Origin of the sequence: Bacillus sp. FSL K6-2839 (assembly GCF_038003365.1) — a bacterium.
In the GTDB taxonomy this organism is placed as follows: Bacteria; Bacillota; Bacilli; order Bacillales; family Bacillaceae; genus Bacillus.
Map to the genome: position 1 here is coordinate 213,308 of NZ_JBBOOZ010000002.1, position 12,746 is coordinate 226,053.

Genomic DNA, 12,746 nt, shown 5'->3' on the forward strand with positions numbered 1-12,746 from the left:
TGCTCATTATCGAATTGTATTCACTAATCCCAGCATCTGATCACCCATTGTAATCGTTCTTGAGTTCATCTGATAGGAGCGCTGTGTTGTCATGAGATCTGTTAATTCTTTAGACATGTCCACATTCGACGTTTCAAGTGCACCTTGCTGAAGCTGAATCGCTTGGCGGTTTGCTCCATTTAGTGCCGTTAATGCGCCTTGATAAGTATCGTCAACTGAGAACAAATTATCTCCTTCAGAGACGAGTGCTGAAGAGTTATTGACTTGTACAACACCTAGATTCACCTGCTGATTCGGTTGATTATCTCTTGAAATAGCCGTAAGACGTCCATTTTTATCTATTGAAATATCACGGAAATTCGCATTTAAGACAATTTCATTTCCGTTTTCATCAAGAATCGGATAGCCTTCGCTAGTGACAAGCTGAACTTGATTACGATTATTGCCTGGCTGTAAGTAAAGAGAACCATCTCTTGTATAACGGATATTACCGCCGGCGTTGACCTGCATATACTGAGATGGCGCTCCAAATGCAACATCAAGATCACGTCCTGTTTCTTTAATAGAACCTTGCATCGAGTTAATGGACGCATTGACCATAGTACCCGTTCCAAGCCTTAGCCCATCAGGTGTCAGACGACTGTTTGCCACCTGCTCATTTTTTTCATCTACCTGATTGAACTGTTGTCTGATCAGCTCTGAAAAGCGGGTATTTTTCGCGCGGTACCCTGTTGTTTCACTGTTCGCAATGTTGTTGCTGATTATATCAAGCTGCTTTTGCACTTCGTTCATCGATACAGCTGCATTGATCATCGTTCTAAGCATGAGAATCCTCCTTTCTTTTTCATTTCTTGATTAGTACACTCTGCCAATTTCATTTACTGCTTTTTCTAAGCTTTTATCATACGCCTGAACCACTTTTTGGTTTGTTTCAAATGCTCGATAGGCGGTTGTCATTTCTGTATATGATTTCGTCACATCCACGTTCGACAGCTCCGATACACCTTGACTTAACGTATAGGACATTTGACCATTATTGACTGCACTTGGCAGTGGCTGGTTATCAGCTGTACGGTATAAATCATTTCCTTCTCTCGCTAAGTTCCTTGTATCCATCGCAACACGTACATCGATTTGTCCGAGATTTTGTCCATTTTCACTCACAGTTCCATCTGCATTCACTTTGAAATTCTCACTCTGAACCGTAATCGGCTGACCTGTCACGGAAAAAAGGGCACGGCCACCAATGGTCAACTGATTTTGTGCATTCAATGTAATGGAGCTGCTTTTCGTATAACGAACGCCTTCTGGTGTATTAACTGCATAAAAGAGCGCTGATTTCTGATTGGTCTCCGGGTTGATCGGCACATTATTTTCGACTAGTGCGACATCCGTTGTTTGATCTGTTGTTTTTAAAGTTCCCTGTGTAAATTGAGGGATCAGTTCCTGCATATATGTCCCCGTGTTAATACCGCCAATCGGCGTTTGCTGAGGAACACTAAAACCTTTGCCTGAGGATGTTTGGAAACGTCCTGATTCCATTCGGCTTAGCAGCATTTCCGGAAATGCCCGCATGGTCCCCTCATCCGCTTTATAACCTGGCGTATTCGCATTTGCGATATTATTTGAAAGCATTTCTGTCCGCCGCTCTTGAGCGATCATGGCAGATGTTGCGGTGTATAGTCCTTTTAACACGTGCTCACCTCATTAAAATTCTTTCACATGACCTAAACACAATCTTCTATGAAATATATCGGCATATTTGCAGGGTTCTTTAATAAAAATCCCCCATTCTTTCGAAAAAGAATGAGGGACATCATTAGCTGAGTTTACGCTTTGGCAGCTTGTCCATATTATCAAGCATGACGCCAGTACCAACAGCTACACAATCCATTGGATTCTCGGCAACGAAAACTGGTACTTTCAGCTCTTCTGCAAGCAATTGATCAAGCCCGTTTAGAAGAGCTCCGCCACCTGTAATGATGACGCCGCGATCAATAATATCAGCTGATAATTCAGGCGGTGTTCTCTCAAGAACTTGCTTCGCAGCCTGAACAATCGCAGATACAGATTCACGCAATGCTTCTTCTACTTCTTTGCTTGTGACGGTAATCGTTCTTGGTAATCCTGTCACCATGTCTCGTCCACGAATTGAAATCTCTTCGTGACGTGCGTCTGGGAATACCGTTGCAACTTGGATCTTAATATCCTCAGCCGTGCGCTCACCGATCAACAGCTTGTACTCTTTTTTAATGTAGTTGAGAATTTCCAGATCAAATTTGTCTCCAGCCATTTTAATAGAAGAGGCGGTTACAATGTCACCCATTGAGATGACAGCGATATCTGTCGTTCCGCCTCCAATATCTACGACCATGTTTCCACTCGGCTGAAAAATATCCATACCAGCACCGATAGCTGCTACTTTTGGCTCTTCTTCAAGAAATACATGCTTACCACCGCTTTTTTCAGCAGCTTCTTTGATCGCCTTCTGCTCAACAGATGTAATGTTTGTCGGGCAGCAGATGAGCATACGCGGCTTAGAGAACAGCCCTTTCACATTTAATGAATTAATAAAATGCTTGAGCATCGCTTCAGTTACTTCAAAATCAGCGATTACGCCATCTTTTAATGGACGAATCGCAACAATATTCCCAGGCGTACGTCCAACCATACGTCTAGCCTCTTCTCCAACAGCCAAAACTTTCCCGCTGTTTTTGTCAAGAGCTACAACAGATGGTTCATTTAACACAATTCCTTTTCCTTTGACATGAATCAGTACATTAGCAGTACCAAGATCAATTCCAATATCCCTAGCAAACATCTATATATATCCTCCTTGAAAATCTGTTTCCATAGCAAATACCACATTCTGCCCTAATTATATATTCTATCATAATTTGCAGAAAAAAAGATATTTCTTTACAAAAGTCTTTACAAAATTTGTGGTTAGAAACTACCGATATGAGGAAGATATATATGTCATGTTTATGAACAAAGAACTAAGCTTACTGTTTCACAGGCTCGCCTTCTAAAATTTCTTCTTTTTTATACTTTAATTTAGTGGCTTCTCCTCCTCGCAAGTGGCGGATTGATTTATGATAATCCAGTATCTCCTTCACTTCATTAGCCAGATCTGGATTAATTTCTGGCAGTCTTTCTGTTAGATCCTTGTGTACAGTACTTTTGGAGACTCCAAATTCTTTCGCAATTACACGAACGGTTTTCTTTGTCTCCACGATATACTTTCCTATCTTGATTGTTCGCTCTTTGATGTAATCGTGCACACCACTCGACCTCCCTAAAATGGATGTGAGAAGTGTGAAATGAGATCCGTATAAATATTATCCATTTTCAGCAGCGCTTGTTCGTCTTAATTTCTCATCCATTAGGTAGTAAATGCCAAACACGATCCCTCACCTCAAACACTCTCTTTGTCAGGTTTGTAACAGTGTATTAGCATTGCATAGGGAATATGCTAAAAATGAAGATGGGACAAGGGATTTATCAGAAAATGCAATCATTTCGAGTGGCGAAAATTTTCACTTTACAAGAATGGGTCGAGCACGTAAAATAGGAAAGGTGATTTTATTTACCTAGCTAAATATTTAAAAAAAGGTGAGCATATGGATACGTTAAATAGAGAGTGTTTACATCAAATACACCAAAGCGCCAGGTTGCTGTCTAAAAAGGCGAACGAAGCGCTTGTTGCTTATGACTTGTACATGTCCCAATGGACTGTACTTTTTTGTTTGGATACATTCGGCCCGAAAACCCAAAAAGACATTTGGACATATTTGAACGTCGAAGCCCCAACCATTACCCGAACCGTAACCCGTCTAGAAGCTAATGGCTGGGTGAAACGTGTACAAGGAAAAGACAAACGTGAAAATCTGATCGTGATGACAGATGATGCTAAGGCCCGATTTGAAGAAATCAAACGTACGATGGAACAATTTGAAGAAGAATGTCTATCAGATTTCACCTACGAAGAAAAACAACTCCTCCATACACTTTTACACAAATTATCAACTGAATAGGAAGTGACATACATCATGAACGAACGCATTTGGACGAGAGACTTTATCATGATTGTCCTGGTGAATTTATTTACGTTCACCTCTTTTTATGCCCTTTTGACATTGCTGCCCATTTACACAATGGATGAACTAAATGGAACAGAATCACAGGGCGGCCTCCTTGTGACGGTCTTCTTATTGTCTGCTATTGTGACAAGACCGTTTTCTGGAGCCATTATTGAGAAATTCGGCAAAAAACGGATGGCGATTTTCTCATCAACGGCATTTGCCTTACTCACTTATTTATACATTCCGATTGATCAATTCCATACGCTTCTCATATTGCGTTTCATGCAGGGAATCTTTTTTAGCATTTTGACGACAGTAGCCAGTGCCATTGCAGCGGATATGATCCCGAAACATAAACGCGGGGAAGGACTCGGCTACTTTGTCATGTCGATGAACCTTGCTGTTGTCATCGGTCCATTTATCGCACTGAATCAAGTAGGAAAAGTAGGATTCCATTCTTTATTCCTTCTCTTTTCCATTATCGTTACCATCGGGGCTGCTTTTACCATGCTGATTAGACAGCCGGAGCCTGAAAACGGGGGAAGCGTCGTCTTCCGATTTACTTTTTCTCACCTGTTTGAAAAAGGCGCATTAAAAACAGCGGCAGTCGGCATCATTATTTCCTTCTGTTATTCGCCGATCATTTCATTTATTTCAGTCTATGCCAATTCCCTTCACTTGATGGGTGCAAGCAGTTATTTCTTTATTGTGTTTGCGGCAGCGATGCTTGGATCACGTCCATTTACAGGCAGACTTTTTGACCGAGTAGGACCTCACATTGTGATCTATCCTTCCATTGCTCTTTTTGCGATTGGTTTATGGATGCTGACAGCTACACATTCAGCGACAATGCTTCTTCTATCAGGTGCTGTTATTGGTCTTGGATATGGATCTCTAGTGCCATGTTTACAAACACTTGCCATTCAGCACTCACCAGCTCACCGTACAGGCTACGCGACGGCTACTTTCTTTACCCTATATGATACGGGTATTGCTGCTGGCTCATTTGTATTTGGTCTTCTTGTCAGCTTCACAGACTTTTCAAATGTATATCTCATTGCAGGTATTGTTGTGTTGCTAAGTATGATTGTTTTTTATTGGAGCGAACGAAAGCCACAAGAAGCAAAAGCACAGAAGGTCTCCCTATCAGAATAGGATACTATTTTAAACTTCATCGGAAACATGCTAAAATATAGGATATTTCAAATAGACGTTTATTTGAAAAATAGTTGGCATTAAGCGAAGGTATAGGTGATGTTTTGAATTACGAATTGTTTAAAGTCATACACGGGATGGCTCATCATTCTGAGTTTTTAGATCAAGCCATGATTTTCATTACGAAAAAGGCCATTCTTGTGTATGCCCTTGTCTTATTGATTTGCTGGTTTTTAGGTAATCACAAATTTAAGAAGCATGTCTTCTTTTCCGGTGTAACGGGCATCGCGGCACTCATCGTCAACTTTGCGATTACACTGTTTCATTATGAAGAGCGGCCGTTTGTGGCGCATAAAGTCGACACACTCATTCCGCACTCAGCAGACGCTTCCTTCCCAAGTGACCATACAACAGGTGCACTGGCTCTTTCACTTGCCATTAGATCTCGTAATAAAAAGCTTGGCAACATCTTGCTCGTCTTTGGATTACTCACAGGATTCTCCCGCATTTGGGTCGGTCACCATTATCCATTAGATGTCTTAGGCAGCTTAGTCGTATCGATCGTGGTTGTCTTTATCATGAATAAATTATGGAAGTTCTTTGACTCTCCAATTGACCGCATTGTCACTTTCTATGAGACAATTGTAGGGAAAATATTCAGAAGGAAGCAAAAGGATCAGGGCTCTGACCTGTCTAACTCTTAAGCGGCTTGCGATAACGTGATGAAGAATCTTCTTCCACTTATCGCGCCGCTTTTTTTATTGGCTGTCCTCCTCTGACCTTGTTCGAAAAATAAAGACTGACACCGATGCCGGTAAGGGAAATCATGATCAACGTCCAGCCTAACTGCTCAAAATGAGGACCAGCAATTTCATCCCCAAACAGCATACCGAGGACAGCAGACGACAGAATGGAACCAAGGTAACGGCATGTTTGAAAAAGCCCGGAGGACGTGCCAATCATATGCTGAGGACTTGCCTTGAGCATCGCCGCTTGCAGCGCAACATTCCCAATCCCGTAACTCAGTCCAAGCAGCGCTAGAACCACCCCTTTTCCCCATAATGGTGCCGGAATAAAAAAGAAGGTCATCGCAGATGCTCCAGCCAGCATCAATACCGCACTGGCTAATACTGGATGACGTTCATCCCCGCGGTCCACCCACTTTCCTGTCAGCGGCGACACAATGATGCTCACCCCAGACATGCACAGCATAAAAAGACCCGTCATTTCCACACGCCAGCCTAATTCATCCTGGAAATAGCTCGGCAAACCAAAGAAAAGACAATAGAAAAATATATTTAAAATGATAAATTGCACATACACAAGTGACAGCCGCTGCTCCTGTCTGAACATTCGAATTTGAATAAACGGTTCATCCACCTGATACTCCCACCAGATAAAAGCGCCTGCACTCACGAGACAAAGAATCCCCTGTACATATTGAATCCCATCACCTAGTGATAATAAAAACGAAAGCAGAAGGACAATACAAACTGTAAAAAGAAGCATCCCTGGCAAATCGAGCTTCCGTACCGTTTCACCTATACGAAGCTTTCTCTTTTTCTGCTCCTTTGGAAACAAAGTTAGTCCAAGAAAGAAGCTGATCAAAATAAAAGGCAGGTTCACTAAAAAGATAGCTGGCCAGCCGCCGATTGTCATCAAAAAGCCGCCAAGCGTCGGTCCAAGTGCCGTCATCGCCGAAGCAAAAATGGACAATACCGCTAACGCCGAAGCCTGCTTTTCCTGAATATGATCCCGAATGAGTCCGACACCAGAAGGATAAATGGCACTGCTCCCAATCGCCTGCAGCAGCCGGATCACAATCAGCACTGCAAACGTTGGGGCAAACGGCGCACAGATGGCTGAGACCGCCACAAGACCTAGCCCGAATAAAAATAATGTTCTCCGGCTCATCACATGATCCCCAATCCGGCCGCTCACCGGCTGCGTCACCGCACTGGCTAAATAAAAAGACGAAATAAGCCAAGATACAGTCGTAAATGACAAGCCGAATTCATGCTGAATTTGATGCAAGGCCAAAGAAATCATCGAGGAATTCAGTGGATTTAACATCGTTCCAAAGGCAATAGCAGTTAAAAAAACCTTTCGGCTGTCTCTCCACTTGTTCATACACCGACCCCCTTTTTGTGATCTGGCATGTTTTTTGCCAATCCTTCCGTTATTATGAGATTCATTTCCCTTTTTTACCCTAATCAATTCAAGTTCTCTCTCGGAAAAGCAAGACATACATTTTAAAAAGGGCGAGTGTTGGAAAAACACATATAAAATTGAGAATATGAGGAACAAATGGTAAGATGCTACACATATTTAAAAGCCTACTTTCTCCTTATATGGAGAACGGCTGAAAAGGAGGAGAAGCTTATTATTAAAAAAAGACGGTTTTGGGTCCCAGCCCTTTTCTCGGTTGCAGTATTACTTCTGTCTTCGTGTGGTTCAAATGAAACAAATGGGAACGGAGATAAACGTAATTCTACAGCGAAAGGGTCGCCAATTTTGGAGGATGGAAAATTTATATTTGCAGCATCAGGTGAATTTCACCCGTTTAGTTACATGGATGGAAATCAGATGTCAGGCTTTGATATCGATGTAGGCAATGCGATTAGTGACAAACTAGGCCTCGAGCCTATACAGAAAAAATATAAATTCGCAGGCATCGTCGAAGGTGTGAAAGCAGGAAAATTTGATGCGGCAGTTGCAAGTCATACCATCAATGAGGAACGAAAAAAACACGTCCTTTTATCTAAGCCCTATTACTACTCTGGTCCGCAAATTTTCACAAGACCTGGAGCAGACATTCAACATGCTGATGACTTAAAAGACAAAGAAATCGCTGTATCAAAAGGCTCGTCCTACGCTGATATTGCAAAGGAACATAGCGGGCAGGAACCAAAATATTACGACAGTGATGTAGTCGCTTTAGAAGCACTGGCCAACGGAAAACACGATGCAGTCGTGACGGATTTCGCCACAGGTGCGGAAGCCATGAAGAAAAAATTAAAAATCGAAGCGCAGGAAAGACTCGGACAAAGCGAGCAGGCAATCGCTGTATCAAAAGAAAATAAACAGCTCATAGAAGAGATCAACGATGCGATTGACGCACTAAAAAAAGACGGAACATTAAGACAAATTAGCGAGAAATACTTTGACGAAGACATCACGGTCAAACAAAATTAAAACCACGATTGTGCGCCTTTCTTAGGCGCACTTTCTTCAAATGGAGATGATTGTTTTGCCTACTCTATCACATTTTTTTCAGACGCTGATTGATTCTAGAGGTATTTTTTTAGAAGGAATGCTGCTCACCTTACAGCTCACTGTGATCAGCATCTTCATCGGCATGTTCATCGGACTCTTCTTTGCTTTATTGAAAATATCACGCATGGCTGTCTTCGGTTATATCGCCAACGCCTATATCTTCCTTGTACGCGGAACACCACTGATTGTTCAAATTTTCATCCTATATTTTGGACTGACGGAATTAAATATCCCCGACTTCTGGGCTGCTTCCATTGCGCTCGCCTTTCATAATGGAGCATATATAGCAGAAATATTCAGAGGCGCCATCCAATCGATCGATCAGGGGCAAAAAGAGGCAGGACGCTCTCTTGGCATGGGACGTTTCCTAACAATGAGACGCATCATTCTCCCGCAAGCAATGCGGCGCGCACTCCCCCCTCTTGGCAACCAGTTCATTATCGGCTTAAAAGATTCATCACTCGCCGCCTTTATCAGCGTCAATGAACTATTTAACGTCGCCACGACCCAAGGCTCCAACAGCTTTGACAATATGACCTATTTACTTGTTGTAGCCGTCTATTACTTAGTTCTTGTCCTGCTGTTAACATTCGCTGTCCAAACCTTTGAGAAGAAACTATCAGTCAGTGACCATTAGGAGGAGAAGCATGACAGAATCAAAGGAACTCATTCGTGTTGAAAAACTCAATAAATACTTCGGAGAGCTGCATGTTTTAAAGGATATCGATCTCACCGTTTATGAAAATGATGTGGTCGTCTTAATTGGTGCCAGTGGCTCTGGAAAAAGCACCCTGCTCCGCTGTATGAACTTTTTAGAAATAAAAAATGATGGCCAGATCATCATTGATGGGAATCCAGTACATCCAAAACGAGATCAATTAAACGAGATGAGGCAAAAAATAGGCATGGTGTTTCAGCATTTTAATCTCTTCCCGCATAAAACTGTGCTTGAAAACATCATCGAAGCGCCTGTCATGGTGAGAAAAACAAAAAAGGCTCAAGCTGTATCAGAAGCCAACGTCCTGTTGGAAAAGGTCGGACTTGCGGATAAGGCCAACGTATATCCTTCTAAATTATCAGGTGGTCAAAAGCAGCGTGTGGCCATTGCAAGAGCTCTCGCCATGAAGCCAGATGTCATGTTATTTGACGAACCTACGTCTGCCCTCGATCCAGAGCTTGTAGGCGAGGTACTGCAAACAATGAAAAGTCTCGCAAAAGAAGGCATGACGATGGTCATTGTCACACATGAAATGGGCTTTGCGAAAGAAGTCGCCGATCGTGTCGTCTATATGCACGAAGGCCGCATCGTCGAAGAAGGCACCCCATCAGAATTGTTCGATTCTCCTCAAGAGGAACGAACCAAGCTGTTTCTCAGCTCCATTTTATAGGTCAAACGCCCTTTATTTTTCGTGCTCAATGCACGTTTTTTCTCTTTTTTTACGAACTTTTCATCCATTTATATTGAATATAACCAAAAACCATGTAAGATTAACTAACACGGTTATGTTATATATGACTTTTCTCTCTATAATGAAGAATTAAGAAATCAATTAATTCTGAATGATTCAGGGGGAATGCAGCATGCAAATGGGTGATACAGTATTTATGTTCTTCTGCGCACTACTCGTGTGGTTAATGACACCGGGTTTAGCCTTATTCTACGGAGGACTCGTGAGAAGTAAAAACGTCTTAAGTACAACCATGCACAGCTTAACTTCACTAGCAATCGTCTCCATCGTATGGATCATGTTTGGCTATTCCTTGGCTTTTGCGCCAGGCAATGCATGGATCGGAGGCTTAGACTGGATTGGACTAAAAGGCGTTGGCTTTGAACCTGGTTCCTACAGTGAGACCATTCCACATTCATTGTTCATGATGTTCCAAATGACCTTTGCCGTCTTAACAACAGCCATCATCTCAGGTGCCTTTGCTGAACGAATTCGCTACTCAGCGGTCGTCGTGTTTACACTCCTTTGGGTCACATTTGTATACGCGCCAGTCGCACACTGGGTATGGGGCGGCGGTTGGATTGGCGAAATGGGTGCACTTGACTTTGCCGGAGGAAACGTGGTTCACATTTCATCTGGTGTTGCGGGTCTAGTCGTGGCGATTGTGCTCGGGAAGCGTAAAGAAGCAGCAAACTCTTCTCCTCATAATTTGATCTACACCCTTCTTGGCGGAGCTGTCATTTGGTTTGGATGGTTTGGCTTTAACGTTGGAAGTGCCCTTACATTAGACAGTGTCGCGATGTATGCCTTTATTAACACCAATACAGCTGCTGCTGCAGGAATCATCGGCTGGCTGTTAGTAGAGTGGATGATCAACAAAAAGCCTACTATGCTCGGCGCGATTTCTGGAGCCATCGCAGGTCTTGTCGCGATTACACCTGCCGCAGGTTTTGTCACCCCATTTGCTTCTATTATCATCGGAATCATCGGCGGGATCGTGTGTTTCTGGGGAGTCTTCTCACTCAAAGCCAAATTTGGCTATGATGATGCACTGGATGCATTCGGGCTTCACGGAATTGGCGGGACTTGGGGAGGTATTGCAACTGGACTTTTCGCAACAACCTCTGTCAATGACGGCGGAGCCAATGGCTTATTTTACGGAGATGCCAGCTTACTTTGGAAGCAAGTAGTCGCTATTGTTGCCACCTACGCCTTTGTAGCCGTTGTGACATACGTGATCATCAAAGTGGTCAATCTCTTCTTCAAGATTCGTGCAACCGAAGAAGAAGAATCAGTGGGCCTTGATTTAACCATGCACGGTGAAAAAGCCTATCAAGATTAAAGAAAAAGGGGTGTCTCGATGAGCAAAATGTATAAAGTGGAGATTGTCACACGTCCAGCCAATTTTGAAACATTAAAGGTGGAGCTTGGAAAGATCGGTGTCACCTCAATTACCTTTTCGAATGTGCACGGCTGCGGCCTACAAAAGGGACATACAGAGCTATACCGCGGCGTCAAAAAGGAAAGCAATGTGTACGAACGATTAAAGATTGAAATCGTCCTAAGCAAAGTACCTGTCGAACTGGTCGTTGAAACAGCTCAAAAGGTACTTCGTACAGGCGAACCAGGGGATGGGAAAATTTTTATATATGAGATAGAAAATACAATCAACATTCGGACAGGTGAAGAAGGGCCTGCCGCCCTATAAACCATCCTCTGCCAAGTGCGGGGGATTTTTTTAAGATAGGAAAAAACCTCTGCATAATTCATACACAGAGGTTGCAAGGCTTTAAGATTGTTTTGTTTCTTCAGATTGACTGCTGTCTTTAGAGGAATCAGAAGACTTTTCTTGATCAGAGGATTTCCCCTTCTCATCAGACTTTTCTTCAGATTTTTCTCCAGCAGGCTCTTTGGCCTTATCTTCAGCAGCAGGTTCCTTCGTTTTTTCATCAGCTTTTGGCTGAGCAGGTTCTTTTGCTTCTTCCGTCACTTCTTGCGCGGCCTTTTCAATAGTCGAAACAGGCTTGTCAATGAAGCTAAGTGGATTAAGCGCTAAACCTTCCATACGAATTTCAAAATGCACATGGTTGCCGCTTTCAGCACCATAAAGATTTTTACCAGAAGCACCGATGACATCATTCTGCTTCACTTCATCGCCTTCTTTGACACTCACTTGTGACAACGATTGATAAACAGTCGATAATCCATCTTCATGTTCAATTTCAACGACGTGACCGAGAACTGGATCTTTTTTCGCTTGAACCACTGTTCCACTAAGAGCAGCTGTGACATCAAACACTTTGCCATCTTTATCTGCAAGATCAATACCTTTGCTCAAGGTATAGGTGTTATTATAGTTTACAAGTGCTGCTTCTTTTTCTTTTTGATCAGCATCTGCTTCATAGAACTTTTTCACGACAGAAACATTATCAGAATTCTGGACCGGCATTGCAACATTTTCAATTGGCTTTCCAACTTCAACGGCATCATCACGCTGTTCTTGCCCTGTTTGATTTCCATCAGATAGTTGGTCTTTCACATCTTTTGATACAGCTTGGTACCAAAGAACAGCTGTTAACACGACCGCTGCGCTGACCAAGTAAATAGCAGGGAATACCCAGCGCTTACGGAAAAATTGCTGAACTTTTGTGATTTTGGAAGTACGTTTCTTTTCTTCCTCTCTCATTTTTCATCACCTCAGCAACATTCTGAACACTTTTCAAAAAATATATACACACGAAATCATTTTTCTTTTTATTTTGCGCAATCGCACCAATAATAT

Annotated in this window: 14 protein-coding genes; 8 read left to right on the forward strand and 6 right to left on the reverse strand. The window is 42.6% G+C overall.

Translation table 11 applies throughout. From position 1 onward, the window contains the following. Positions 1–6: 6 nt before the first annotated feature. The 4 genes from MHH26_RS15155 to spoIIID form a co-directional block, all read right to left on the reverse strand. Positions 7–825 (reverse strand): flagellar hook-basal body protein, encoded by an 819-nt coding sequence (locus MHH26_RS15155; RefSeq protein WP_307500385.1) that lies wholly within the window; start codon positions 823–825, stop codon positions 7–9. A gap of 30 nt (positions 826–855) precedes the next feature. Continuing rightward, positions 856–1,695, reverse strand: coding sequence for a flagellar hook-basal body protein (locus MHH26_RS15160; RefSeq protein WP_340973952.1), 840 nt, complete (start codon positions 1,693–1,695; stop codon positions 856–858). 124 nt (positions 1,696–1,819) lie between these two features. Then, complete coding sequence (mbl, locus tag MHH26_RS15165; RefSeq protein WP_012011515.1) at positions 1,820–2,821, reverse strand: cell shape-determining protein Mbl; 1,002 nt, start codon at positions 2,819–2,821, stop codon at positions 1,820–1,822. Between the two features lie 184 nt (positions 2,822–3,005). Further along, entirely contained in the window at positions 3,006–3,284 is a 279-nt protein-coding gene (gene spoIIID / locus MHH26_RS15170; protein ID WP_008343327.1) for a sporulation transcriptional regulator SpoIIID, read from the reverse strand. Between the two features lie 339 nt (positions 3,285–3,623). Here spoIIID and MHH26_RS15175 point away from each other — a divergent pair, with 339 nt between their 5' ends. From MHH26_RS15175 to MHH26_RS15185, 3 genes are all read left to right on the forward strand, one after another. Further along, positions 3,624–4,037: a MarR family winged helix-turn-helix transcriptional regulator gene (locus MHH26_RS15175; protein ID WP_340973953.1), complete on the forward strand. Its 414-nt coding sequence runs from the start codon at positions 3,624–3,626 to the stop codon at positions 4,035–4,037. A 15-nt stretch (positions 4,038–4,052) separates the two neighbouring features. Beyond that, entirely contained in the window at positions 4,053–5,240 is a 1,188-nt protein-coding gene (locus MHH26_RS15180) for an MFS transporter (RefSeq protein ID WP_334750535.1), read from the forward strand. A 104-nt stretch (positions 5,241–5,344) separates the two neighbouring features. Further along, positions 5,345–5,944 (forward strand): undecaprenyl-diphosphatase, encoded by a 600-nt coding sequence (locus tag MHH26_RS15185; protein WP_034660243.1) that lies wholly within the window; start codon positions 5,345–5,347, stop codon positions 5,942–5,944. A 37-nt stretch (positions 5,945–5,981) separates the two neighbouring features. Here the strand turns inward: MHH26_RS15185 and MHH26_RS15190 are convergent, their stop codons facing one another. Next, positions 5,982–7,370 (reverse strand): MFS transporter, encoded by a 1,389-nt coding sequence (locus tag MHH26_RS15190; RefSeq protein ID WP_034660246.1) that lies wholly within the window; start codon positions 7,368–7,370, stop codon positions 5,982–5,984. A gap of 177 nt (positions 7,371–7,547) precedes the next feature. Between MHH26_RS15190 and MHH26_RS15195 the strand changes: the two genes are divergently transcribed. The 5 genes from MHH26_RS15195 (at position 7,548) to MHH26_RS15215 (ending at position 11,672) form a co-directional block, all read left to right on the forward strand. Beyond that, entirely contained in the window at positions 7,548–8,435 is an 888-nt protein-coding gene (locus MHH26_RS15195; RefSeq protein WP_066031628.1) for a transporter substrate-binding domain-containing protein, read from the forward strand. Between the two features lie 40 nt (positions 8,436–8,475). Next, positions 8,476–9,153 (forward strand): amino acid ABC transporter permease, encoded by a 678-nt coding sequence (locus MHH26_RS15200; RefSeq protein ID WP_340973955.1) that lies wholly within the window; start codon positions 8,476–8,478, stop codon positions 9,151–9,153. Between the two features lie 10 nt (positions 9,154–9,163). Continuing rightward, on the forward strand, positions 9,164–9,904 hold the full coding sequence (locus MHH26_RS15205) for an amino acid ABC transporter ATP-binding protein (RefSeq protein WP_034660250.1): 741 nt from the start codon (positions 9,164–9,166) through the stop codon (positions 9,902–9,904). Between the two features lie 193 nt (positions 9,905–10,097). Beyond that, positions 10,098–11,306 carry an ammonium transporter gene (locus MHH26_RS15210; RefSeq protein WP_060597474.1) on the forward strand — a complete coding sequence of 403 codons (1,209 nt, stop codon included), beginning with the start codon at positions 10,098–10,100 and terminating at the stop codon, positions 11,304–11,306. An 18-nt stretch (positions 11,307–11,324) separates the two neighbouring features. Further along, positions 11,325–11,672 (forward strand): P-II family nitrogen regulator, encoded by a 348-nt coding sequence (locus MHH26_RS15215; protein WP_034660252.1) that lies wholly within the window; start codon positions 11,325–11,327, stop codon positions 11,670–11,672. 81 nt (positions 11,673–11,753) lie between these two features. Here the strand turns inward: MHH26_RS15215 and MHH26_RS15220 are convergent, their stop codons facing one another. Then, positions 11,754–12,650 carry a peptidoglycan DD-metalloendopeptidase family protein gene (locus tag MHH26_RS15220; protein ID WP_003214850.1) on the reverse strand — a complete coding sequence of 299 codons (897 nt, stop codon included), beginning with the start codon at positions 12,648–12,650 and terminating at the stop codon, positions 11,754–11,756. Positions 12,651–12,746: the final 96 nt, after the last annotated feature.

Excerpts from the sequence above, each read along its gene's own strand:
- MHH26_RS15200 (WP_340973955.1), top strand. The coding sequence starts at position 8,476 with ATGGAGATGATTGTTTTGCCTACTCTATCACATTTTTTTCAGACGCTG.
- MHH26_RS15180 (WP_334750535.1), top strand. The coding sequence starts at position 4,053 with ATGAACGAACGCATTTGGACGAGAGACTTTATCATGATTGTCCTGGTG.
- MHH26_RS15210 (WP_060597474.1), top strand. The coding sequence starts at position 10,098 with ATGCAAATGGGTGATACAGTATTTATGTTCTTCTGCGCACTACTCGTG.
- MHH26_RS15215 (WP_034660252.1), top strand. The coding sequence starts at position 11,325 with ATGAGCAAAATGTATAAAGTGGAGATTGTCACACGTCCAGCCAATTTT.
- MHH26_RS15195 (WP_066031628.1), top strand. The coding sequence starts at position 7,548 with ATGGTAAGATGCTACACATATTTAAAAGCCTACTTTCTCCTTATATGG.
- MHH26_RS15220 (WP_003214850.1), bottom strand. The coding sequence starts at position 12,650 with ATGAGAGAGGAAGAAAAGAAACGTACTTCCAAAATCACAAAAGTTCAG.
- MHH26_RS15205 (WP_034660250.1), top strand. The coding sequence starts at position 9,164 with ATGACAGAATCAAAGGAACTCATTCGTGTTGAAAAACTCAATAAATAC.
- mbl (WP_012011515.1), bottom strand. The coding sequence starts at position 2,821 with ATGTTTGCTAGGGATATTGGAATTGATCTTGGTACTGCTAATGTACTG.
- MHH26_RS15175 (WP_340973953.1), top strand. The coding sequence starts at position 3,624 with ATGGATACGTTAAATAGAGAGTGTTTACATCAAATACACCAAAGCGCC.
- MHH26_RS15155 (WP_307500385.1), bottom strand. The coding sequence starts at position 825 with ATGCTTAGAACGATGATCAATGCAGCTGTATCGATGAACGAAGTGCAA.
- MHH26_RS15190 (WP_034660246.1), bottom strand. The coding sequence starts at position 7,370 with ATGAACAAGTGGAGAGACAGCCGAAAGGTTTTTTTAACTGCTATTGCC.